20 protein-coding genes are annotated in these 24700 nt (G+C 32.9%); 13 read left to right on the top strand and 7 right to left on the bottom strand.

From position 1 onward, the window contains the following. Window positions 1-10 precede the first annotated feature (10 nt). The 3 genes from ccoN to M4I23_RS10185 form a co-directional block, all read right to left on the bottom strand. Window positions 11-2206, bottom strand: a complete 2196-nt coding sequence (gene ccoN, locus M4I23_RS10195; protein WP_158844340.1) for a cytochrome-c oxidase, cbb3-type subunit I — start codon at window positions 2204-2206, stop codon at window positions 11-13. A 10-nt stretch (window positions 2207-2216) separates the two neighbouring features. Then, on the bottom strand, window positions 2217-2402 hold the full coding sequence (gene ccoS, locus M4I23_RS10190; protein WP_158844338.1) for a cbb3-type cytochrome oxidase assembly protein CcoS: 186 nt from the start codon (window positions 2400-2402) through the stop codon (window positions 2217-2219). 145 nt (window positions 2403-2547) lie between these two features. Beyond that, window positions 2548-4926: a heavy metal translocating P-type ATPase metal-binding domain-containing protein gene (locus M4I23_RS10185; protein WP_249754321.1), complete on the bottom strand. Its 2379-nt coding sequence runs from the start codon at window positions 4924-4926 to the stop codon at window positions 2548-2550. 187 nt (window positions 4927-5113) lie between these two features. Here M4I23_RS10185 and M4I23_RS10180 point away from each other — a divergent pair, with 187 nt between their 5' ends. The 8 genes from M4I23_RS10180 (at window position 5114) to M4I23_RS10145 (ending at window position 15486) form a co-directional block, all read left to right on the top strand. Then, entirely contained in the window at window positions 5114-6355 is a 1242-nt protein-coding gene (locus M4I23_RS10180) for a PAS domain-containing sensor histidine kinase (protein WP_249754320.1), read from the top strand. Further along, window positions 6355-7404 carry a response regulator gene (locus M4I23_RS10175; RefSeq protein WP_249754319.1) on the top strand — a complete coding sequence of 350 codons (1050 nt, stop codon included), beginning with the start codon at window positions 6355-6357 and terminating at the stop codon, window positions 7402-7404. The genes M4I23_RS10180 and M4I23_RS10175 overlap by 1 nt, the downstream gene beginning before the upstream one ends. A gap of 86 nt (window positions 7405-7490) precedes the next feature. Continuing rightward, window positions 7491-8330 (top strand): universal stress protein, encoded by an 840-nt coding sequence (locus tag M4I23_RS10170; RefSeq protein WP_158844330.1) that lies wholly within the window; start codon window positions 7491-7493, stop codon window positions 8328-8330. A gap of 54 nt (window positions 8331-8384) precedes the next feature. Continuing rightward, window positions 8385-9062, top strand: a complete 678-nt coding sequence (locus tag M4I23_RS10165; protein ID WP_249754318.1) for a Crp/Fnr family transcriptional regulator — start codon at window positions 8385-8387, stop codon at window positions 9060-9062. Window positions 9063-9152: 90 nt separating this feature from the next. Beyond that, a complete protein-coding gene (locus M4I23_RS10160) occupies window positions 9153-10277 on the top strand; it encodes a VWA domain-containing protein (RefSeq protein ID WP_158844326.1) in 1125 nt (374 codons plus the stop codon). Between the two features lie 93 nt (window positions 10278-10370). After that, the gene (locus M4I23_RS10155) at window positions 10371-11837 is read left to right on the top strand and encodes a magnesium chelatase (protein ID WP_249754317.1); all 1467 of its coding nucleotides are present in this window, start codon (window positions 10371-10373) and stop codon (window positions 11835-11837) included. A gap of 256 nt (window positions 11838-12093) precedes the next feature. Then, on the top strand, window positions 12094-14181 hold the full coding sequence (locus M4I23_RS10150) for an HAD-IIB family hydrolase (RefSeq protein ID WP_249754316.1): 2088 nt from the start codon (window positions 12094-12096) through the stop codon (window positions 14179-14181). 24 nt (window positions 14182-14205) lie between these two features. Further along, the gene (locus tag M4I23_RS10145; RefSeq protein ID WP_158844320.1) at window positions 14206-15486 is read left to right on the top strand and encodes a glycosyltransferase; all 1281 of its coding nucleotides are present in this window, start codon (window positions 14206-14208) and stop codon (window positions 15484-15486) included. Between the two features lie 14 nt (window positions 15487-15500). Here M4I23_RS10145 and M4I23_RS10140 read toward each other — a convergent pair whose 3' ends face one another. The 3 genes from M4I23_RS10140 to M4I23_RS10130 form a co-directional block, all read right to left on the bottom strand. Further along, complete coding sequence (locus tag M4I23_RS10140) at window positions 15501-16073, bottom strand: YdeI family protein (protein WP_249754315.1); 573 nt, start codon at window positions 16071-16073, stop codon at window positions 15501-15503. Window positions 16074-16077: 4 nt separating this feature from the next. Next, the gene (locus tag M4I23_RS10135; protein WP_249754506.1) at window positions 16078-17691 is read right to left on the bottom strand and encodes a M1 family metallopeptidase; all 1614 of its coding nucleotides are present in this window, start codon (window positions 17689-17691) and stop codon (window positions 16078-16080) included. Between the two features lie 256 nt (window positions 17692-17947). Beyond that, window positions 17948-18700 carry a hypothetical protein gene (locus M4I23_RS10130; protein WP_249754314.1) on the bottom strand — a complete coding sequence of 251 codons (753 nt, stop codon included), beginning with the start codon at window positions 18698-18700 and terminating at the stop codon, window positions 17948-17950. A 201-nt stretch (window positions 18701-18901) separates the two neighbouring features. On the opposite strand from M4I23_RS10130, the gene M4I23_RS10125 reads away from it, so the two are divergent. The 5 genes from M4I23_RS10125 (at window position 18902) to M4I23_RS10105 (ending at window position 23593) form a co-directional block, all read left to right on the top strand. Further along, window positions 18902-19768 (top strand): PPK2 family polyphosphate kinase, encoded by an 867-nt coding sequence (locus M4I23_RS10125; RefSeq protein WP_249754313.1) that lies wholly within the window; start codon window positions 18902-18904, stop codon window positions 19766-19768. A 208-nt stretch (window positions 19769-19976) separates the two neighbouring features. After that, the gene (locus M4I23_RS10120; protein ID WP_249754312.1) at window positions 19977-21389 is read left to right on the top strand and encodes a M20/M25/M40 family metallo-hydrolase; all 1413 of its coding nucleotides are present in this window, start codon (window positions 19977-19979) and stop codon (window positions 21387-21389) included. After that, window positions 21390-21863, top strand: coding sequence for a type II secretion system protein GspG (locus M4I23_RS10115; RefSeq protein WP_249754311.1), 474 nt, complete (start codon window positions 21390-21392; stop codon window positions 21861-21863). Next, window positions 21864-22418 carry a hypothetical protein gene (locus M4I23_RS10110; protein ID WP_249754310.1) on the top strand — a complete coding sequence of 185 codons (555 nt, stop codon included), beginning with the start codon at window positions 21864-21866 and terminating at the stop codon, window positions 22416-22418. 164 nt (window positions 22419-22582) lie between these two features. Beyond that, window positions 22583-23593 (top strand): T9SS type A sorting domain-containing protein, encoded by a 1011-nt coding sequence (locus tag M4I23_RS10105; RefSeq protein ID WP_249754309.1) that lies wholly within the window; start codon window positions 22583-22585, stop codon window positions 23591-23593. Between the two features lie 38 nt (window positions 23594-23631). On the opposite strand, the gene M4I23_RS10100 is transcribed toward M4I23_RS10105, so the two are convergent. Next, on the bottom strand, window positions 23632-24570 hold the full coding sequence (locus M4I23_RS10100; RefSeq protein ID WP_158844306.1) for a sterol desaturase family protein: 939 nt from the start codon (window positions 24568-24570) through the stop codon (window positions 23632-23634). Window positions 24571-24700: the final 130 nt, after the last annotated feature.

The raw sequence follows: 24700 nt of genomic DNA, 5'->3' as shown, positions 1-24700 counted from the left end.
TTGGAGGTTATTAATTTTGTTGTTCTGGTTTAACTGATATATCGGTGCCTAAACGCTGTAAATAAGCAATTAGCGCAACAATTTCTCTGTTTTTCATTTCTATAAACGGCTCTCCATTATCGGCTGCGTATTTTTTATCAGCTTCATAAGTTTTTGCGAAATCGGGATCTTGGTGTAAGTTCTCTTCAATTTGAGCGCCTTGTGTCAACATGTCTTCTTGGGCGTTTGCAATTTCTTCTTCCGAATAAGGTACGCCAAGAGTAACCATAGCTTCCATTTTTGTTTCGGTTAAAGATTTGTCAAGTTCACTACCCGTTCCTGTAATTAACCAAGGATATCTTGGCATAATAGAACCTGAAGAGGTACTTTGTGGATCGTACATGTGGTTAAAGTGCCAGTTGTCTGAGTATTTTGCTCCAATTCTATGTAAATCTGGACCGGTACGCTTAGAACCCCAAAGGAATGGGTGATCGTAAACAAATTCTCCTGCTTTCGAGTATTCACCATAACGTTCAACTTCATGTCTAAACGGACGAACCATTTGTGTGTGGCAGCTTACACAGCCTTCACGGATATAAATATCTCTACCCTCTAATTCTAATGGTGTATATGGTTTTACACTTGATATTGTTGGGATATTAGATTTTACCATAAGGGTTGGTACAATTTGAACAATACCTCCAATTAAAATGGCTATGGTTGCTAAAATTGTTAATTGGATCGGTTTACGCTCTAACCAAGTGTGCCATCCTTCGTTTGCAGTACGTTTTTTAGATACGCGTTCTAGTGCTGGTGCTTCGGCTAATTCGTCTTCAACTTTACTACCTTGTCTTATAGTCATGATGACGTTGAAAACCAAGATAAACATACCACTAATATATAAACAACCACCAATAGCACGCATCATGTACATTGGCATAATTTCGGTTACAGTTTCCAAGAAGTTACCGTATACTAAGGTACCGTCTGGATTAAATTGTTGCCACATAGAATATTGAGTAAATCCAGCAACATATAAAGGTAATGCATACATAATGATCCCTAATGTACCTATCCAAAAGTGTAGATTCATTAAGCTTAAGGAGTGCATTTTTGTTTTAAATAAACGAGGTATCAAATAATAGATCATACCGAAGGCTAAGAAACCATTCCAAGCTAGAGCACCAACGTGTACGTGTGCAATAATCCAATCGGTAAAATGCGCTACGGCATTTACACTTTTAAGAGAAAGCATTGGGCCTTCAAACGTTGCCATACCATAACCTGTAATAGCTACAACCATGAATTTTAAAACAGGATCGGTACGTACTTTGTCCCAAGCACCACGAAGTGTTAATAAACCATTAATCATACCACCCCAAGATGGCATTAATAACATTATTGAGAATGTAGTACCTAAGGCTTGTGCCCATTCTGGTAATGCTGTATATAATAAGTGGTGAGGTCCAGCCCAGATATAAATAAATATAAGAGACCAAAAGTGTACAATAGATAATCTATATGAGTATACGGGTCTGTTTGCAGCTTTAGGAACAAAGTAATACATAAGTCCTAAATATGGTGTTGTTAAAAAGAATGCTACTGCATTGTGGCCATACCACCATTGCACTAAGGCATCTTGAACACCTGCGTAAACAGAATAACTTTTAAATGCACTTACAGGTAATTCTAAATTATTAAAAATATGAAGTACAGCAACCGTAACGAATGTGGCTAAGTAAAACCATATAGCAACATATAAATGGCGTTGTCTACGTTTTAAAATAGTCCAAATCATGTTGATACCAAAAATAACCCAAACAATTGTAATGGCTATATCTATTGGCCATTCTAATTCGGCATATTCTTTAGTAGATGTATAACCTAAAGGTAATGTAATAGCTGCTGCAACAATAATAAGTTGCCAACCCCAAAAGTTAATATTACTTAATAAATCACTAGCCATTCTTGTTTTTAGTAAACGTTGTAAAGAGTAATAAATACCCGCAAACATGGCGTTACCTACAAAAGCAAAAATTACAGCATTGGTGTGTAGAGGTCTTAATCTACCAAAACTTAACCAAGGAATTCCATCGGTTAAATTTGGGAATAAAAATAAGAATGCTAGTAGTAAACCTACCGACATACCCACAACACCAAAAACGATGGTGGCATAAATAAATTTTGTAACGATTTTATTATCGTACTTAAACTGTTGCATTTCCATAAATTAAAAGTTAATCGTTTTTAGTTGAAATTGTTTTTTTGGTTTTTTCTTTAACTAGTTCATCTTCAAAAAGCATACGAACAGAGGGGGTGTAGCTATCATCGAACTGTCCATTTCGAACAGCAATAATAAACGCTACAAAAAAGCCAATAGCAACAATTATGCTAATAGTTAATAATATATATATAACACTCATACCTTAATTGAAGTTATGCGCCAAAAATACTTTTATGTTTTTGGCTAAAACATGACATTTATCATGTTTTATTAGTTTCTGATGTTTTATTTTAGATAAATATATTACTTTTTTTTAACTTAAAATTTTGTTAAAAGCATTTTTTTTAATTTTTTAATTTTCTTCCTAAAATATTTGTGCTAACCGTTGTGAATAGAACAATACTAATTGAGCTTAAAGGCATTAAAATAGCCGCAATAACAGGTGCTAGTTGTCCTGTAACGGCAAAGTAAAGCCCTATACTATTATAAACGAATGATAGTAGAAAACTATATTTTATAATTTTTACAGCAGATTTGGAGGCTTTTATAAAATCGGGTAATTCGTTAAATTTTGAAGCGTCGAGAATTGCATCACATGCAGGAGAAAATATGTTTACGTTTTCTGAAATAGCAATACCTACATTACTTTGAGCCAAGGCCCCAGCATCGTTTAGACCATCACCAATCATTAATACTTTTGCTCCAGATTTTTGATGGTGTTTTATGTATTCTAATTTATCTTCTGGTTTCTGATTAAAAAATAGTTTTGTTTTTGCAGGTAGTAACTTTGTTAGGTTTTCTGTTTCACCTGCATTATCGCCCGAAAGAATAACTAAATCGTAATGTTTTTTTAATTTATTAAACAATTTAGAAAGTCCTTTTCTGTATTTATTATAAAAAGTAAATCGTCCTTTATATTGGCTATTAGTACTAACATACACAGCTGTGTTTAGTGTTGCGTTTTCAGAATTAAAGCCAACAAAAGGGGCAGAGCCTATTTTAATGGTATCTTGGTTGTGTTTTGCTTCAATACCTTTACCAATATGCTCTTCGTAGTTGTCTAGAGTTACAATGTTATGCTTATCTAAAAGACTGTATAAGGACCTGCTTAAAGGATGGTTTGAATTACGTAAGGTGCTTTTAAGAAGCGCTTCTTCTTCATTTGAAAGATTAGAGCCTTCATATTTTATAGATGTTTCTTTGTTTGCAGTTATAGTTCCTGTTTTATCAAAAATAATAGTGTTAATAGCTGCTAACTGCTCGATAACCGAAGCGTTTTTTGCATAGAATTTTAGTTTCCCAAAAATACGAAGTAAATTACCGAAAGTAAAAGGTGCGGCTAATGCTATAGCACAAGGGCAAGCTATTATTAAAACGGCTGTAAAAACATTTAGAGCTTTTGATGGATCTATAAATAACCAATAAACAGTGGCTATAAAGGCAATGCTTAAAACGGCTATCGTGAATTTTTTACTAATAGCATTTGTTAGGGTTGTAAAACCATCTTCTTTATTTTTATTAAAAACATCGTTACTCCAAAGTTGGGTTAAATAACTTTGTTCTACGGTTTTTAAAACATCTACCTCAATACTGCCTTTTAGCTGTTTTCCCCCTGCAAATAATTTATCGCCAGATTGTTTTGAGACTGCTTCAGATTCTCCAGTTACAAAGCTATAATCAATACGTGCTTTACCGCTAATTAATATACAGTCTACAGGAATTAATTCTTCATTTCTAATAAGTAAGCGATCGCCTTTTTCAATATCGTAAACTTGTACAGATTCTTCTTTTCCATCGGTATGTAATTTGGTTATTCCGATAGGGAAATACGATTTGTAATCACGTTCGAATGATAGGAAATTATAGGTTTTTTGCTGAAAAAACTTTCCGAGTAATAAGAAAAAAATAAGTCCTGCCAAACTATCAAAAAAGCCTGTTCCAAGGTTTAAAATAATTTCCGCCGTGCTTCTTATAAATAAAACAATAATTCCCAGTGAAATGGGGACATCAATATTTAAAATTTTAGCACGTAAGCCTTTATAAGCTGAAATGAGATAATCTTGCCCCGAATAAAAAACCACAGGAAGTGAGAAGGAAAACATGAGCCATCTAAAAACAGGTGCATATGTTTCAATCCAAAAACCAGTTACCTGGAAATACTCTGGAAACGATAAAAACATAATGTTTCCGAAGGCAAAACCAGCTACGCCTAGTTTATAAATTAAGGATCTGTCTACATTCTTTTTACCAACGCTATAATCGTCTAAACTAATAAAAGGTTCGTAACCAATACTGCTTAAAAGTTTAACCAATTGTTTTATCGAAATCGCTTCGCAGTTGTATGTTACTCTAACTGTTTTCTTTCCGAAGTTTACAATAGAAGAACTTATTGAAGGATTTAATTTATTTAAATTTTCAAGAACCCAAATACAAGAACTGCAATGAATGTGCGGAATGTATAATGTTGCTATTTGAGTTTTTTCATCGTTGAATTCCAATATACTTTCAACAATTTTAGCATTGTCTAGAAAGTTATATTTACCATCAATGTCGCTAGGTTTTGCACCTGCAGATGCTTGTAAATCATAGTAACACGTTAAATCGTTTGTAGAGAATATTTCGTAGACGGTTTTGCAACCATTACAACAGAATGATTTATCATCAAATGTGATATTAGCCGCAGATGCGTCTAAACCACAGTGAAAACAAGGGGTTTTACTCATTTAAATTTGCTCAATTATACCTAAAACAAAAATCACAAATCAACTCGATTTTAAATATGATATTTGTCATGTTTTATTTATTTTTACAAAATACAATATTTTGGTGTGAGTAGTTGTAAGCTATATAACTCTTTCTGTTTGTTTACAATTTTAATATTTATTATAAAGTTTAAAATCATATTTGTTAATGTTTCAAAATAATGATCGTGTTTTTAATGTCCTTTTTGAAGCTGTTTCAGAAGGTGTTATTGTTGTAGATAAACATCAGAAAATTGTTGCTACAAACAGGTCTTCCGAGAGTATGTTTGGTTATACTAAAAATGAACTTCTAAACAGTGACCTTAATATTTTAATACCAAAAACCTATCATGCCGATCATGGTGCTCATTTTGATGGTTTTATGAAGCATAAGGAAAGTCGTAAAATGGGACGTGGTCGGGATTTGTATGGCGCACGTAAAGACGGTTCTATATTTCCAGTAGAAGCAGGTTTAAATCCGTTAGAAATTAATGGAGAGTCTTATATAATGACTTTGGTTATAGATATTTCTATACGTAAGCAACAAGAACTCCAGTTGCTAGAGTTAAATACGGAATTAGAACAAAAAGTGCAGGAGCGTACCAATGAATTAAGTAATACTGTTAAAGAATTAAAAACAGTAAATGTTCAGCGTGACGAGGAAATAAAGAAACGTATTGATGCTCAAAATGAAATAAGTAATGCGCTTAAAAAAGAAAAGGAGCTTAATGAGTTGAAAACTAAGTTTTTGTCTTTAGTTTCACATGAGTTTAAAACACCTTTAAGTGGTATTTTAACGTCGGCCATGTTACTGAGTAAGTATAAGTTAACTGAGCAGCAGGAACGAAGAGATAAGCATATAAAAACAATTTCTGATAAGGTACATTACCTAAATAATATATTGAACGATTTTTTATCTATTGAAAAATTAGAAACCGGAAAAATGAATTATAAATTAACTACTTTTAAATTAAGTAAAGTGGTTAACGAGGTGGTTTATAATGCCAATATGCTTTTAAAAGATGGACAAAAAATTAATTATCCTGAGAATATTGACGATTATTCGATGCATCAGGATGAGAAGATTTTAGAATTAGCATTATCAAATTTGGTGCATAATGCCATTAAGTATTCATCTGAAAACACCATTGTAGATATTCATATAAAGCAAGATAATACGTATACTACATTTGATATAAAAGATAATGGTATTGGGATTCCTATTAAAGATCAAAAAAGGATATTTAACCGCTATTTTAGAGCAGAAAATGCTTTACTAGAACAAGGTACAGGTATTGGTTTAAATATTGTTAAAAATCATTTAGAAAATTTAGGAGGTACTATAAGTTTTGTAAGTGAAGAAAATAAAGGAAGTATATTTACAATTATAATAAAAAATAAAGCAGAATAATGAATAAAGTATTATTGATAGAAGATGATGTTGTTTTAAGAGAGAACACAGCGGAATTACTAGAATTATCTAACTATAATATGATTACAGCTCCAAATGGAAAAATTGGAGTAGAACGGGCTATTAAAAATTTACCTAATATTATTATCTGCGATATTATGATGCCAGAACTTGATGGTTATGGCGTTTTGGAAGCATTATCTAAAAACGAAAGTACAAAGCATATCCCTTTTATATTTTTATCTGCAAAAACGGAGCGTAGAGATGTTAGAAAAGGAATGGATTTAGGTGCCGATGATTATATTACCAAGCCTTTTGAAGAAGAAGAACTTATTAGTGCTATAGAAAGTAGATTAGCCAAAGCTGCTATTTTAAAAGATATACATGAAGAAAAGGAAGGAACAAGTTCCGATGAATCTGAAATTAGAACATTAAACGATTTAAAGAATTTTTTTGATGATAATGGTGAAGTAATAAACTTTGGAAAAGGTGATGTTATTTATCAGGAAGGGCAAAATTCTAATTATATTTATTTAATTTCTAAAGGTTTAGTGAAGTCTCATAAATTTGATGAGAAAGGTAAAGACTTAACAACAGCGCTTTATAAGGAAGACGATTTATTTGGTTATACATCATTTATTCAAAATACAACTTATCAAGAATCTACAACGGCTATAAAAGAAACTACCTTAATAGGTGTTACCAAAAGTGCGCTTAAAGATGTGCTTAATAATAATCACCAAGTTACTTTAGAGCTTATTCAGTTATTAACAGAAAACCTTACCGATGTTAAAGATCACTTACTACAAATGGCATATAGCTCGGTTAAAAAAAGAACAGCAAATACCATCTTAAAATTTGCCGAAAAACTGAATCGAAATCCAGAAGATACCATAAGAATTTCTCGTAATGATTTAGCTAGTGTTGCAGGTATAGCAACCGAAAGTTTAATTAGAACACTTTCTGGCTTTAAAGACAGTGGTATTATTGAAATTGAAGGTAGAAACATTAAAATTTTAGACTTAGATAAACTTCAAGAAGTCCAATAAATTCTAGCAATATAGGGGATTTATGATATTGGTCATATTTCCTTAAGTGTCCTGCCTTTATTTTTGCCTTCTAGAAGAAGATAGGCATGAAGAATATTTTAATACCCACAGATTTTTCTGAAAACGCATGGAATGCCATTGAGTATGCCCTCCGCTTTTTTAGTAAATCGGCATGTAATTTTTACATATTACACGTTGATACTTCAGATGATTCAAGATTTCACGAAAAAGTGCCTGCCGTTGGTGGTACTAAAGTTTCTAGTATTGTAAAAAGTCCTTCAAAAAAACTTTTACAACAAACTATAAAACGAATAATAAAAAGCCCTTACTTAAATTCTAACCATAGGTTTTACCCTGTTATGGATAATAATTACATTATTAATTCTATTAGGAAGCAGGTTGCAGAAAAAAAGATTGATTTTATTGTAATGGGTACCCGTGGAGAATCGGGGTTAAATAATTTGGCGGTAGGTAGGAATACCGGTAATGTAATTACAAAAGTAAAATGCACAACATTAGTTGTTCCCGAAAACGCTAAATATGTGAACATGAAAGAGATTGCATTTCCAACAGATTTTTCATTTTTTTATCATGCAGAAACATTACAGCCTATGGCAGATATTGTAGAAGGAAACCATGCGGCAGTAAGAGCACTTCATATTAATAAAAATAAGGCAGATTTAAATGAAGATCAAAAAAAGAATAAAGAATTTCTAGACGATTATTTTAACAACCAAGAACACAGTTTTCATTTCTTAACAAATAATGATATTGAAGATGCGGTGCAAGGTTTCGTTGAGAATAAGCAAATTGATTTAATAGCCATGTTGGCTAAAAATTTAAATTATTTCCAAAAGATTTTATTTAATCCTACAACTCCAAAAATAAGTTATTATACCGATGTTCCTTTTTTAGTTTTACATTAAAAGAGTTTTCAAATAATATGTTTTTAGTTAGTTTTATAAAACCTCAAAATGGTTATGGGAAAGTGTGAACAATGTATAATTAAACAATTTAATTCAATGAAGTCTTTAACTAAAGATGAATTAATTCGTATTTCTGGTTGTAAAACCTCAAGAAAAATAAAAAAAGGAGAAGTAATTTTTGAAGAAGGAGAAGTGATTAATGGTGTATATTGCATTAAGGACGGTATCTGTAAGCTGTCTAAGTTAAGCGAAAACGGCAAGGATCAAATAGTGAAAATGGTTGTAAAAGGGCAGCTATTAGGCCAACGTTCGTTGATTACAGATGAAAGCACAAATTTACAAGCTGTTGCGTTAAGCGATATGGAAGTTTGTTTTATTCCCAAGGCCGAAATTATGGAAGATCTTCAAACAAATCTTAACTTTTCTTTGGATGTGCTTAAAGTGATGGCGCGAGATTTACGAGAATCGGACGATATAATTGTAAACATGGCTCAAAAAACCGTAAGAAAAAGGCTTGCAGATGTTTTAATTTATCTTAATAATAGTTTTGGTGTTAATGGAGATGGTACGTTGAGTGTTTTGTTATCTCGGGAAGATTATGCAAACATTGTGGGTACAGCAACAGAATCTGCTATTCGTATTATTTCTCAACTAAAAAAAGAAAAACTTATTTCTACAAAAGGTAAGTATATAAAAATTGAAGATTTAGCAGGATTACAACGCGTAGAATAGTGCATTATAATAAAATAATTTCTGCTCATAGATATTTCTGATTATTACTTGTCCTTTTTTTGATTTAAAATATAGTATTTTTATAGAGTTATGAATAAAAATACATCAAGAAAAGGTTTCATTTTTAAAACTTACGAAGCACCTTATCAATCTCCTTTCGATAAGTTATTCGATATCTTTAAAGAATTAATTACACATACTTCTGGCGATTTCGACGAAGCCATAGATTGGTTGCGCGAATTAGACAAGGAATATACCTTAACCACTGCAGAATATACTATCGACGATTTTATTGAAGATCTTAAAAAGAAAGGTTATATAAAAGAAGAAATAGATCCAGATGGTAATGGCGGAATGGCTATTACGGCAAAAACCGAGCGTGCTATTAGGCAACAAGCGTTAGATCAAATTTTTGGAAACATTAAGCGTAGCGGGCAAGGTAACCATAAAAGTAAAGGCCAAGGCATCGGAGACGAGCATACCGGAGATTTTAGAAACTATCAATTTGGTGATGCTTTAGATAAAGTGTCTATGACGGAGAGTTTGAAGAATGCACAAATAAATCATGGTATTTCAGAATTTAGATTATCTGAAGATGATTTGGTTGTGGAAGAAACCTTGCATAAAGCTCAAATGAGTACAGTGTTAATGATAGATATTAGCCATAGTATGATTTTGTATGGTGAAGACAGAATTACGCCTGCAAAAAAAGTAGCCATGGCTTTAGCCGAATTAATTACAACACGATATCCAAAAGATACGCTCGATATTTTAGTGTTTGGAAATGATGCTTGGCAAATAGAAATTAAAGACCTTCCATATTTAAAAGTAGGGCCATACCATACAAATACGGTAGCTGGTTTGCAGTTGGCAATGGATTTACTCCGAAGAAAAAGAAATACCAATAAACAAATTTTTATGATTACCGATGGAAAGCCAAGTTGTTTGCGTTTGCCAGACGGCCAGTATTATAAAAATAGTAATGGTTTAGATTCGCATATTGTTAATAAATGTTATGCTATGGCACAGCAAGCAAGGCGGTTGCATATTCCTATTACCACGTTTATGATTGCTCAGGATAATTATTTAATGCAGTTTGTGCAGGAATTCACTAAAGCGAACCAAGGGAAAGCATTTTATACAGGTTTAAAAGGATTAGGAGAAATGATTTTCGAAGATTACGAAACTAATAGAAAAAAGAGAATTAAAGGATAAGTGAAAATATAAATAGCACTCGAGGCTTCTTTGTTTTTAAGGGAAGTGGATTGCGATGATAATCGGAATTTAGAGGTTTATAAAAAATACAATATGAAAACAGAAAATATAAAAACTTTAGGGGAACTTAAAAAGTCGGGTTACAAAAGTAAATCTATAAAAGACGAATTAAGAGATAACTTAATAGTGAAAATAAAAAATAAGGAAACCACTTTTGAAGGCGTACATGGGTATGAAAACACTGTGATTCCTGAGTTAGAACGTGCTATTTTATCAAGACATAATATAAATTTATTAGGATTACGCGGACAAGCAAAAACTCGTTTAGCACGTTTAATGCTTAATCTTTTAGATGAATATATCCCGTTTGTATCTGGTTCGGAAATTAATGACGATCCGTTGCAACCTATTTCAAGATTTGCTGTAGAGTTGATAAAGGAAAAAGGAGATGATACACCAATTTCATGGTTACATAGAAGTGATAGATTTGCTGAGAAATTAGCAACACCAGATGTAACAGTAGCTGATATTATTGGAGATGTGGATCCTATAAAAGCAGCAAATTTGAAGTTAAGTTATGCAGACGATCGTGTTATTCATTACGGCATGATTCCGAGAGCAAATCGTTGCATTTTCGTAATTAATGAGTTGCCAGATTTACAAGCAAGAATACAAGTAGCATTGTTTAATATTCTACAAGAGGGCGATATTCAAATTAGAGGTTTTAAGTTGAGGTTGCCTTTAGATATTCAGTTTTTGTTTACAGCAAATCCAGAAGATTACACGAATAGAGGGAGTATTGTAACACCATTAAAAGATAGAATTGGATCTCAAATATTAACGCATTACCCTGAAGATATAGAAACGGCTAGACGTATTACGGAGCAAGAATCTAATTTAGTTGAAGGACAAAAAAGCGCAGTAAAGGTTCCCGATTTTGCAAAAGATCTATTAGAACAAATTGTTTTTGAAGCAAGAGAAAGCGAATACATCGATGCTAAAAGTGGTGTGAGTGCTAGGCTAAGTATTACAGCTTTCGAAAACTTATTAAGCACAGCAGAAAGACGTGCGTTAATTTGTGGTGATGATAGTACAACGGTTCGATTGAGTGATTTTTCAGGTATTATACCATCTATAACTGGTAAAGTAGAATTGGTTTATGAGGGCGAACAAGAAGGTGCCGCTGCGGTTGCTTATAATTTAATTGGAGAAGCTGTGAAAAGTATGTTTGAAGAGTTTTTTCCGAAGATAGGAAAACTTCAAAAACAAGATGAAGAAGGCCCGTATGATGATATTGTATCATGGTTTTTCAATGAAAAAGAAGGCTTCGAATTGTTAGATGATTTAAAAAATAAAGAATATACTGCTATGTTGGATGCTATTTCTCCTTTGGATGATTTATTAGGAGAATATCAACCTAATTTAAAAAAGGAAGACACGTATTTTATGAAAGAATTTGTGCTTTGGGCATTGGTAGAGTTTAAACTATTAAGCAAACAGCGCTTCTCAGAAGGAACTCAATTTAAAGATCCTTATGGAAGTTTTATAAGTGGTATTTAATATCAGATAAATAAATTTTTAATTAAAAAAGCGATAAGAAATTAATTTCTTATCGCTTTTTTTGTTTTATCAATTGTCATATACTCAAAATTTATAGTGCAGTTTTTAAGATTTCGTAGTCTTTATCCTTCTGTTTACTATATAGGGAAAACACTTTTGGTTTGAATCGTTTTCTTTGGTTTTTTGATTAAAAAGCTCTAGTTTCTACTCATAACGGAGTAAAAATTGAACATAATCTAAAAAAATTAAAGATTTTATGGAAAAACCTAATGTTAAAAATCAACATGATATAAAACTATTATCCTTTGATATAGATAACACACTTATTGATTTTAATACTCATAAAAGTAACTTTCGTAAAATATGGAAAACCTATAAGCCAGATCAGGGTGTTCTTCTTGCATATAATACGGGGCGTTTAATTGATGATGTTATTCATTTAATTCAAAAAGGGACCTTGCCAGAGCCAGATTATATTATTTCTGGAGTAGGAACACATATTTATGATTATAATAAAAAATGTATTGTTAAAGAGTTTAACGATGTTTTAGATGATGGTTGGGATTTAAAATTGGTGGAAGATATCATTCAAAATATCGATGGTCCAATAAACGAACAGCCAAGTAAATATCAGCATGCATACAAGCGAAGTTATTATTTCCACAACGCTTCAGAAGATGTTATAGCAGAAATAGAAAATACTTTTATTAAAGCTAATATGGATATTAATGTGGTGTATTCTCAAGAGCAATATCTAGATATTCTTCCTAAATGGGCCAATAAGGGTAACGCTTTGCAATGGTTGTTAAGAAAACTGGATTTAACACCTTCAAATGCTTTAGTTGCCGGCGATAGTGGAAATGATTCTGCGATGTTCGATATGGAAGATATTAAAGGGATTGTTGTAGCTAATGCGCACGAAGAGCTTTATAAATATACGAAATACAGACAGGTTTATCATGCTGAAAAAGATTGTGGAGATGGTGTTGTTGAAGGGTTAGTGTATTATGGTATTTTACCAGCAGAAGCCATTGTAGAAATTAATGCAGACCATACAGATGATTACGTTATTCAACAAGAATTAATTAATATAGCTTCAGAAGATGATCAGGAAAAATTAGATTTAATACTTGAAGGCTATGAAAAAGCTATTATTGCTTTAAAAAAGAATATTACGCCACTTGGTTTTTCGGCTTGTTCAATTAAAGATAATGTTACTAATGGTACCGATGAAAATTACCACAGCGTTTGGGCTAGGGATGGAGCCATTACGGTTATAGGGTCTTTGTCGTTAGTAGATGATGAAGAAATTCATAAATGCCAACGGCAGACTTTAATAACATTAATAGAAAATAGTTCTAGAAATGGACAAATTCCTTCTAATGTACGGCTAAAAGACAATCAACCAGATTATTCTGGAGTAGGTGGTATTTGCTCTATAGATAGTGGTATATGGGTTGTAATTGCATTTTACGAATATGTAAACGTTACAAAGGATATTAAATTTTTACGAAAATATATTTCGGATATTAAAGAGACTATGCGTTGGCTTGGCGCTCACGATAGTAATAATGATGCCTTATTAGAAATACCCGAGGCTGGAGACTGGACAGATTTGTTTGGAGGAAGTTATAATATTTTATATGATGAAATTCTCTGGTACCGTTCTAATGTATGCTTTGGTAGAATGTTAGAAATGTTAGGCGATTATGATGAAGCAGGCGAATATATTCGATGGTCGCAAGTTATAAAAAAGGAAATATTACAGAATTTTTGGCCATCTACGCAGCAAAAATTATTTCAATCAGTATCGTTTGCAGAGCGTCAGTTTACACTAGGCGATACCCCTTATTTAATTCAACAAACTACACCTTTCGATTTTAGTTGGCGTTGCGATGTCTTCGGAAACGTGCTCGCCTTTTTGTTTGGTACAGTCGATGCTGAAAAAGCACATCAAACCTTTAAATTTATGCTAGGAGTTGGGGTCAACGATCCTTTTCCTGTATCTAACGTTTATCCGGTAGTAACGCCAGGAGATCCAGATTGGAAACCATATTACACCGTTAATTTATTGAATTTGCCAAACCATTATCACAATGGTGGTATATGGCCTTTTGTAGGCGGGTTTTGGGTGAAATTTATTGGTAAACTTGGTTTTAGAGACATGGCTATTTCCGAATTGCATAAACTAGCCTTAATTAATAAGGAAGGTTTAAATGATGAATGGGAATTTAATGAATGGGCGCACGGTATAACAGGAAAAGCTATGGGGAAAGCATATCAAGCTTGGTCTGCTGCTCAATATATATCTGCTTGTAATGATTTAAAAATAATTAATAAATAATAAAAACAACTAAACCGTAAAATTATGAAATCAATATTAATGATCTCTTTACATGGCTATGTAGGAGCGAATCCGGAATTAGGTAAACCAGATACAGGAGGACAAGTAGTTTATGTTTTAGAACTTGCAGAACGATTTAGTAGATTAGGTAAACGAGTGGATTTAGTAACACGACAGTTTGAAGATCAGCCAGAGTACGACGATGTTCACGAAAATTATAGTGTATGGCGTATTCCTTTTGGAGGCAAAAAATTCATCAGGAAAGAAGATATGCATGACCATCTAAAAGGTTTTGTTACTAATACTTTAGCCGCAATAAAAAAAGAGAATAAGAAATATGATGTGGTTTACTCGCATTATTGGGATGCTGGTTGGGCAGGTCAAAAAATAGCTGAGGAACTTGGTATATCTCATGTTCATACACCACATTCTTTAGGTTGGTGGAAGCAACACAGTATGGGGAGTGATATGGATGAAGCGGAAATGGAAAAAACGTATCGTTTTAAAGAACGTATTAGAAAGGAGTACTTCGTGTATCAAATGTGTAACCATATTGTAGCTACAACATTACCACAAGTAGATTTATTGACTCAACAATACGATGTACTTTCTAAGAACTGTACTATGATTCCGCCTGGCATTGATGAAAATCGGTTTTATCCAGTGCCTTCCAAAGAGAATGATAAAATTAGAGCTAAATACGATATACAACCTACAGATATTCTTGCTTTAGGTAGAATGGCACACAATAAAGGCTACGATTTATTGATTAAAGCACTTCCTACGGTTTTTGAACTTTGTCCGGAAGCTCGATTAGTTGCAGCCATTGGTGGCGACCAGTCTGAGCAAGATGATAAAGGGGTTGCAGGTTTAAAAAAATTAGCCAAGGAATTAGGGGTTTTAGATAGAATAACATGGAAAAATTATATAGCCGATGAAGATTTAGCCAACGTTTATCGAGCGGCTAATATTTTTGTGATGCCTTCACGTTATGAACCTTTTGGTATGGTAGCAATCGAGGCTATGGCTTGTGGAACACCAAGTGTAGTTACTGTACATGGCGGATTGTACGATTTAATAGATTTTGGAAATCAAGCATTATTTGCAGACCCACATAGACCTACGGAATTTGGAGCTATGATGGCTATGCCTTTACTGTATCCTAAAATGCGTAATGAATTATCTGTGGAAGGCGCACGTTTTGCTAGACGTAATTTTGGTTGGACAGGTATTGCAAAGCGTATGTTACAAGTATTTACAAGTTCTATTAATCAAAATACCATGGAATCTAATCTGTTTTATTAACAGAGACTCTTAAATTACCAAGTATCTCTACTTTTAATATTATTAGCGCATAATCGAATAATTTCGGTTATGCGTTTTGTTTTTGTAGCATCACGTTTAGCACTATGCAGCCAAAATAAATAATGTTTTTTATATGAAGGAGCAAAGTTTTTGTAATTTTTAAAAGCTTCGGGGTTTTCATCAAAGGCCTTTTTTAAGGCTTCTGGTATAATACCTTTCTCAACAGGGTTAAGTGCCGTCCAGCTACCGTTTTGTTTACCAATTTTAATAATTTCTAGTCCTGATTGGTGTATTAAGCCTTCTTCTGTAAGGGTTTTAATGTGTTTTTTATTTAAAGCACTCCAAACACTTTTTTTGTTTCTTGGAGAAAAATATTGTCGTCGCTTTCCGTTGCCCAAACTTTTTACTGTAGAGTCTATCCAACCATAGCAAATAGCAACTTTTACAGCTTCTTCCCAACGCATGGAAGCTTCATTATTTTCAACTTTAAAAAAAATTAAATATACACCTTTAAAATCTTTATGATTGTCGTGGAGCCATTCGCGCCATGCTGTATCTGTTTTAAAGTATAGTTCAGGAGTTTCCAAAGGATTATAATTTATGGGCTTCAATATAAAAATCGGGATCTATTTCAAAAGTAGAGGGTTTCGAATTTAATTCTAAAGTGTTCCATTCAGAAGTAGGTTGTATCCAAGATTCTACATCATCTATTAAAACCTGTACAGGCATATCAAATCCTTCAACAATATTTATCCATCTGTATTTTAATACTTTCTTGTCAATAGAATATTCTAAAGTAGGGTTTTTTACAGATCTTAAATATTGATTAAAAAATGCAGTTAAATCGATGCCTGTTTCTTCAGATAAATAATCTTCAATTTGCTTCGTCGTTACCGTTTGGTGATAAAAGGTAATATTCATTTTACGAAGTATTTGTCGCCATTTCTCGTCATCTTCAATAAGTTGGCGCAAGGTGTGTAACATATTGGCGCCTTTATAATACATATCGCCAGAACCTTCATTGTTTACGTTGTATACTCCAATAATTGGGCGATCGTTTTTAATACTTTTTCTTGTGCCAATTACATATTCCGATGCAGCTTGTTTGCCATAGTAATAATCTAAAAATAAACTTTCAGAATACGCTGTAAAACTCTCGTGAATCCACATATCGGCAATATCTTTGTTGGTTATATTGTTAGCAAACCACTCGTGCCCAGATTCGTGAATAATGATAAAATCGAATTTTAAACCCCAGCCTGTTCCAGATAAATCACGACCTAAATAACCGTTTTGATACTTATTACCATAAGTTACCGAACTTTGATGTTCCATACCTAAATACGGCGCCTCTACAAGTTTATAACCATCGACATAAAATGGGTATTGACCAAACCAATGCTCAAAGGCTTTCATCATTCTTGGAGCATCCTTAAATTGTTCTTTAGCTTTTTCTAGATTGTCCTTTAAAACATAATAATCCATATCTATATTGCCACCTTGTCCATCATAAACTTCAGAAAAATGAGTATAATCGCCAATGTTTATATTTACACCATAATTATTTATTGGGTTTTTTACAAACCAACTATAAGTTTTGGTCTCACCAATTCGTTCTACAAGTCGTAACCTTCCGTTAGAAACATTCATTAAATCTTTCGGTACGTTAACACTAATAAGCATACTATCTACTTCGTCGTACATATGGTCTTTACATGGCCACCAAACACTGGCTCCTAAACCTTGACAAGAGGATGCAATAAAGGGATTGCCGTTATTGTCTTTTTTCCAAGAAATACCGCCATCCCATGGTGCGTTAACAGCTTCTTTTGGATTACCTTCATAATACACATCTAGGCTTTTTACAGCATTTAATGGTTGGTTTTCTTTAAGTTTTATAAAGTGGGCATTTCCGTCATGTTTAACAGTAAGCTCTACATTATCTTGAATAACTTTAGTTATTTTTAAAGGCGATTGCAAATCGATTTGCATTACAGAATCTGTTTTCAATACTTTATATTGAATGGTGTTTTTACCTGAAATAAATTTATCATCAGGGTTTACTTTTATATCCAAATGATAATACGTTAAATCCCACCATTCTCGCTCTGGAGTTATACTTCCGCGCAGCGTATCTTGTCTTGTAAAGTTGTGCTTTTCTTGCGTTAAACCTTGCGAGAATAACGATAAAGAAAATAGAAACATTAAAGCCAAAACAGGCCATTTAAATTTCTTGTTAAACATTTTCAGGTTGGTATTAAACATTGTTTAGGGTATTAGGTCTTTATTCTATTATGTGCTTATACAATAGTATTATTTTTTATCTTTCAAACCAAATATATTGTAAAAGTCACTTTTTTATTTTCTTTTTAACTTAGATAAGCAATAAGTCGAAAAAAAAAACGCCTCGAAAATTAATTCGAAGCGTTATATATATGTTGAATGACACTAGACTGTGTTTTTAGTTTTCGCACAAATCCAATTTAGCAACATAATTGGAAGCTAAATTTTTCAGGTTTGAAATATAATAGGTTTTAATCGCTTCGATACTTTCGCTAGATAAATCTTTATCAGGATCTGAAGTTGTTATCAGTTTATCATTGGCATTACATAACTTTAACGTTTCATTATAGCTTTTAATATTCGAGTTCATAACAAGTTTATACTCACTTATCAATTGTTTCTTTTTAAGCGTTAGAGCCTCGTCTTTTTGTTGCGCTAGTTTCTGCTTTATTTCTGCAGCTTTTAATTGCAAAGCCTCTTGCTGTTGTTTTAGTTGTTCTTGTTCTTTTTGTAAATTGGCAAGGGCATTATCTTCTGTTGAGGTTTCGGCAACTTCATCATCCGCATTACTATAAGAACATTTATCAATTTCAATAACGCTTTCTTTACTTAAATCTCTGGCGCGTTTCACGTAAAATCGTCCATCGTCATTCGTTGTTACGGCTTCTACTTGCACTAATAAATCTAAACTTTTGTTAGCTAAATCAAGTGCTTTTTTACAGTTGCAGTCTTCTAAGGTTTGCTTAGATAGTTTTATCGATTCTACAGATCGGTTGGCATAGTATTTTAAATGGCTAATATTATTAGAATCGTACGCGTCCTTAACATGCGAGTAAGCATTAACAAGGTATGCGCTGGCATCCTCACAATTGCCTTGACCATGAATGAGATAAGAAAGAAATAGAATGGGTAATAATAAAAAAGTTTTCATATAAGTAGGTGTTTTAAGGGGATTTGGTTGAACAAAAGTATTAAAAACAATCTGGTAAGGCTTGCCGTTTATCGAAAATATGAATAATATAGAGTATTAACATACTAAATGGTGTGTATTACATATTTCTTAATTTGGCAAAGGTTGGTTTAATAAATTCTTTATTATATTTATAGAAATTAATTCTACGAAAATTATAATATGAAAAATATTAAAATAGATAAGTATAAAGTAACGTCTAATATTACCTTAAAAAACTCAGAAACAAAGTTTATTATCAAAGATGCTAAAAGTGAATTAAAAAGCATTCGTAAAAAACTAGGGGACTGGCAAAATATCATGTATGCCCACGATAAACATGCCGTTTTAGTGTGTTTGCAGGGTATGGATACATCGGGAAAAGATAGTTTGGTGCGTGAGGTTTTTAAGGAATTTAATGTGCGTGGTATTGAATGCCATAGTTTTAAAGTGCCAACAGATTTAGAGCGCGGACACGACTATTTATGGCGTCATTATCTAGTACTTCCACAACGTGGTAAGTTTGGCGTTTTTAACCGCACACATTATGAAAACGTACTGGTTACCAGAGTGCACCCGGAATATATTATGGGAGAAAACCTTCCAGATATTAATTCGGTAGCCGATATAGACGAAGCTTTTTGGGAAAAGCGTTTCGAGCAAATTAATAACTTCGAAAAGCATCTAGTAGATAATGGAACAATTATTTTTAAGTTCTTTTTAAACCTATCTAAAGAAGAGCAGAAAAGCCGATTATTACGTCGCTTAGACAAGCCAGAAAAAAACTGGAAATTTTCTCCAGACGATCTTAAGGAACGTAAACTTTGGGATAAATATCAAGATTGTTATGAAGATGCCATAAATAGAACATCAAAACCACATGCGCCTTGGTATACCATTCCGGCAGACGATAAACCAACAGCTCGACTTTTAGTTGCAAAAATTTTACACGATACCTTAATTAAATATACCGATATTTCGGAGCCAAAATTAAATAATAAAATTTTAGAAAATTTAGACGATTATATAGAGCAGCTTAATAATGAGTAATTCTTTTTGGGCGTTTTAACACGCTTTCACTACTCGCTCCCTCCTTAGGTCGGGGAGCTCAAACAAGCCGTTCAATCGTTAACGCGGCTACAGTTGTTTAATTAACAAAAAGTTATAATTTTCAAAAGTGCTCTATTTTTGTGAAATAGTATCTTTAGCGAATTATAAAGACTAACCTCGCTTTAACAAGCACCAAAGATTACTACCAATGATAAAATTGAAAAGAGTTATAACTATTGCAATGGTCTTAAGTTCTGTTGTACTAGTTGCCCAAACCGATCAAGAAGTACTTAAAAACATCTACAAACAATCCTTAACAAATGGGCAAAGTTACAATTGGTTAAACCATTTGTCCAATCAAATTGGTAGTCGTTTATCTGGATCATTAGGAGCAGAAAGAGCGGTTGCTTATACAAAAGAAGAACTCGATAAATTAGGTTTAGATAAAGTTTGGTTGCAACCTGTAATGGTGCCACGTTGGGTGCGCGGAGCAAAAGAATATGCCTTTGTAGAGACAGAACCGGGTAAAACTAATACCGTGAATATATGTGCTTTGGGAGGTTCGGTTGCTACACCTGGTTTAGGATTGAAAGCTAATATAGTCGAGGTTAAAAATTTTGAAGAATTAGAAGCTTTGGGAAAATCTCAAGTTGAGGGAAAAATTGTGTTTTATAATCGCCCAATGCAGGCCGATTTAATTAGCACCTTCGAAGCTTATGGTGGTTGTGTAAATCAGCGATATAAAGGCGCAGTTGAAGCTGCTAAATATGGAGCAATTGCTGTAATTGTACGTTCTATGAATTTAAGACAAGACGATTTTCCACACACAGGAAGCATGACTTATGGGGATTTACCAGTTGATGAACGTATTCCATCGGCAGCCATTAGTACTAACGATGCCAATTTATTAAGTACCATGTTACAACTTAATAAAAATATAAAATTCTATTTTAAGCAAAGTTGTAAACAGTTAAAAGATGTACAATCTTATAACGTTATCGGACAAATTACTGGTAGTGAATTTCCAAATGAATATATGGTAGTTGGTGGGCATTTAGATTCTTGGGATTTAGGTGATGGTTCTCATGATGATGGAGCAGGAGTTGTACAGTCTATGGATGTTTTAAGATTGTTAAAAGAATCTGGTATAACACCAAAACGTAGTATTAGAGTCGTTCTTTTTATGAATGAAGAGAATGGTTTACGTGGCGGAAAAAAATATGCAGAAGTTGCTAAACAAAAAAATGAAAACCATGTATTTGCTTTAGAAAGTGATTCTGGTGGCTTTACACCAAGAGGTTTTAGTTTTGATTGTACCGATGCTAGTTTTAGTCAAGTTTTAAGTTGGGAGCCCTTATTTAAACCTTACTTAATTCATTATTTTGAAAAGGGTGGAAGTGGAGCAGATGTTGGTCCATTAAAAACGGAAACCAATGTCTTAGCAGGTTTACGCCCAGATTCTCAACGTTATTTCGATCATCATCACGCAAGTAATGATACCTTCGATGCTATTAACAAGCGTGAATTAGAATTAGGAGCAGCAACTATGACGTCTTTAGTGTACTTATTTGATAAATACGGAATTAACCCAATAAATACTTCTAAAGTTATTAAGAGATAAATGGATTGGTATTTGGCTGGCTTCATAGCAGATATACTGCTATGGTTTCAAGATTTTAAGTTTTGGTTGAAAAAAAGAAAGCGTCGTAAGTTTGAAAAGGAGCATGGTCTGCCTAAATCGGTTATGATGCGTCCTTCGGTAGAAATTCGACTTAAAGTATTTGTTGGTATTATCGTATTGTTTAGTGCAGGTGGTTTGCTTCTTTTCTCGATAAGAGGATCTGACGACTCTACCCAAAACCAATTGATTGAAATAACTGGTATTCTTAAGCAAGAAAAGGAAGATATTGGTTGTTACCCTGAAAAACTTAATGTAATTATACGAAACAATCCATTACGGAAGGGGCTTGTTTTAGATCGTTGGAAACATGAGTTTCATTATGAATTGTTAAATAACAATACTGAGTTTAGGTTGCAATCCTTAGGGCCAGACGGAGAATTAAATACAAATGACGATATTAAATTAAAAGAATAAATGATAAAATTTAAACTTCTTATTTCATTTTTAATAATCAATTTAGGCGTAATGGCACAAGAACAAGAGTTACCATATTATGAATTAGAAGATCCAACCGAAGATTACACGGCAGGTAGCGTAGCAGCTAGAATGATAGATGCCTTAGGGTTTCGGTATTATTGGGCTAGTGAAGGTTTACGTGATGTAGATTTGGAGTATAAAGCAAGTGAATCTGGAAGAACTAGTGCAGAAACAAATGAGCACATTTTTGGTTTGTCTCAATTTATATTGAATTCAATTTCAAAAGATGCTAAAAAGTCTACTAAGGAAATTTTATCATTCGAAGAACAAAGAAAACAAACTTTGTTTAACTTAAAAAAAACGTCGGATATTTTAAGAGAAACTAAGAATATTTCTCAATATGATTCATCTAGGCTTCCATTTTGGAACATTATAAACGGTCCAATTAGCGATGCCATCTGGCATTGTGGACAATTGGTAATGATGCGGCGTGCATCTGGAAACCCGTTTAATTCTAAAGTAGGTTTGTTAAGTGGTAAAGTTCGAGAATAAGATTTTGTTTTTTAAAGCTTTTAGTTTCTAATGAAATAATAATAATTTGATTTTTTAGTGAAAAAATAGTTTTAATTCCCGTGAAAGGCTGTTTTTCATCGATTTACGGGAATGGTTTTTTCGTAAGTTTGTGTTATAATTAATCCAATAAAATTATAATTGCTATGAAACTAAAATTACTTTTATTATTTCTCATTACAAGTTGGGGATATTCTCAATCTTCCATTGCTAAATTTGAGAGCGCAGCAGGTTCAGAGTATGCTGTTGTAACATCGTCGCCAGAAATAAACCAAGGTTCTGTAGGAACAAACACTACATGGACATTTAATCTTGCATATAATAATTATAGTACTTCTGATGAGTTAACAATAGCAACAACTCAAGAAGTAGCAAATTACCCCGGAGCTACAAATGTATTAACAACTAGTAATTCAACAGAATCAGTTGGTCAACTTTTTTTAAAGAAATCTGGAAATATTGTTGAGTTTGTTGGTGCAGAAAGTAATGGGCTTAAATTAATTTATACCGACCCTGGTGTTCTAGGTAACTTTCCATTAAGTTTCTCGGATTCTCACACAGATGCTATTTCAGGAAATTATGTTTTTGATAATGATGGAACAACTTATAATGGTTTTTTTTCAGGAAACTTATCGACCGAAGTTGATGGTTATGGTATTTTAAATGTAGATATTAATGGTTTGGCTTCAGGAAATTTTAGTAAAAGTGTGACTAGGTTGAAAGTTTTTCAAAGTGTTATTTTGAGCTACTCCATATTTACAAACGCAGTATCGGTCGATCAGATATCTTATTATTACTATGCTGCAAATGGAGACCTCGTTTTTAGAACATCAACTATTGATATTACAGGATCGCTAATTACAGATTCATCTTCAACCTTTATAGAAAGTCTAACAACTAGTTCCCTCGGTATAGACGATCAAAAATTAAATCAAGTAGATTTTACTATTTTGCCAAACCCAGTAAATAATGAACTTAATATAGGTGTTCAGGCAGATATCGAATCGATTTCAATAGTAGATCTTTCAGGACGTCAAGTTTTAAAAGTAAAAACTAATGAAAAAGTATTAGCTGTAAATCAATTAAAATCTGGTTTGTATATTGTAAATATTATAACAAATAAAGGTGCTTTCTCTCGAAAATTTGTAAAGAAGTAATTCAATATAAATTTTAATAAAAATAAAAAACCTGAAAATTAAATTTTCAGGTTTTGTTTTTCTAATAGTTTTCGTTGTTGCTTTATGGTAAGTGAGCTACCATCATGGCTCCAACCGGGAGCTGCAAAAGCATACATAAATTTGTGATACCAGTTTTTCGATTTTTTCATATCGGTCCAAATATCTTTATACTCATGGGTTAAAATAACGAGAGGATTGTATGAATCCGGAGCGTGTGTAACACCATATTTTATTTCTATATTTTCGTCTAACTCTTTCCAAGTACCAAAAACCCTATCAAAAATATTTAGAAATCCACCATGGTTTTTATCCATGTATTCAAAGTTTTGAGCATGATGTACTTGGTGCATGGTGTGCGTATTCATAAACTTTTCTATAAAACCTAATTTAGGTACATAAACAGAATGTAATTGAAATTGCCAAAGTGCTTCAATACCTAAGCAAACTACTAACATTTCTGGCGGGAAACCAATCGCGGTAATCCACATATAGAAAAACGGCTTGTATAAAATAGTAAACCAACCGTTTCTTACGGCAGTCCCTAAATTAAAGTTATCGGAAGAATGATGTACAATATGTGCAGCCCACAAAAAGCGGATATTGTGGTTTTGGCGGTGAAACCAATAATAACTAAAATCATCTAGTAATTGGCAAATTATCCAAATGTACCATGCATATCCAAAAGATTCGTAACCCATAATATTGGTACGAACACCTTCTACTAAAGGGTTAAAAATGTCATACACAAAATTAAAAAGTACAATAGCAGCAATAGTTTTTGTAAGAGGAGCTAGTATAGCGGAGCCAATACCCATGGTAAGGCTAGCACCTAGATCTTTCCAGTTGTATAATTTCTGACTTCGTTCTTCTTTACGATGCTTGCTGTATGAGAGTTCTAATAGTATAAGTCCTAAAAAGCAAGGAGCTCCATATACTAAAGGGTTTGTAAAATCCATTAAAAATATTTTATTATCTCCAAAAATAGCTTGATTTTACTCGAAAACCTTAATAAAAATAGTTTTTTTGAATAAAAAAATCCGTTTTAAGATAATATTACCTTAAAACGGATTTATATTTTTACGAAAA

The sequence above is a fragment of the Algibacter sp. L4_22 genome, from assembly GCF_023473045.1.
Taxonomy (GTDB): domain Bacteria; phylum Bacteroidota; class Bacteroidia; order Flavobacteriales; family Flavobacteriaceae; genus Algibacter.
This window is presented reverse-complemented; position numbering and strand designations above follow the sequence as displayed.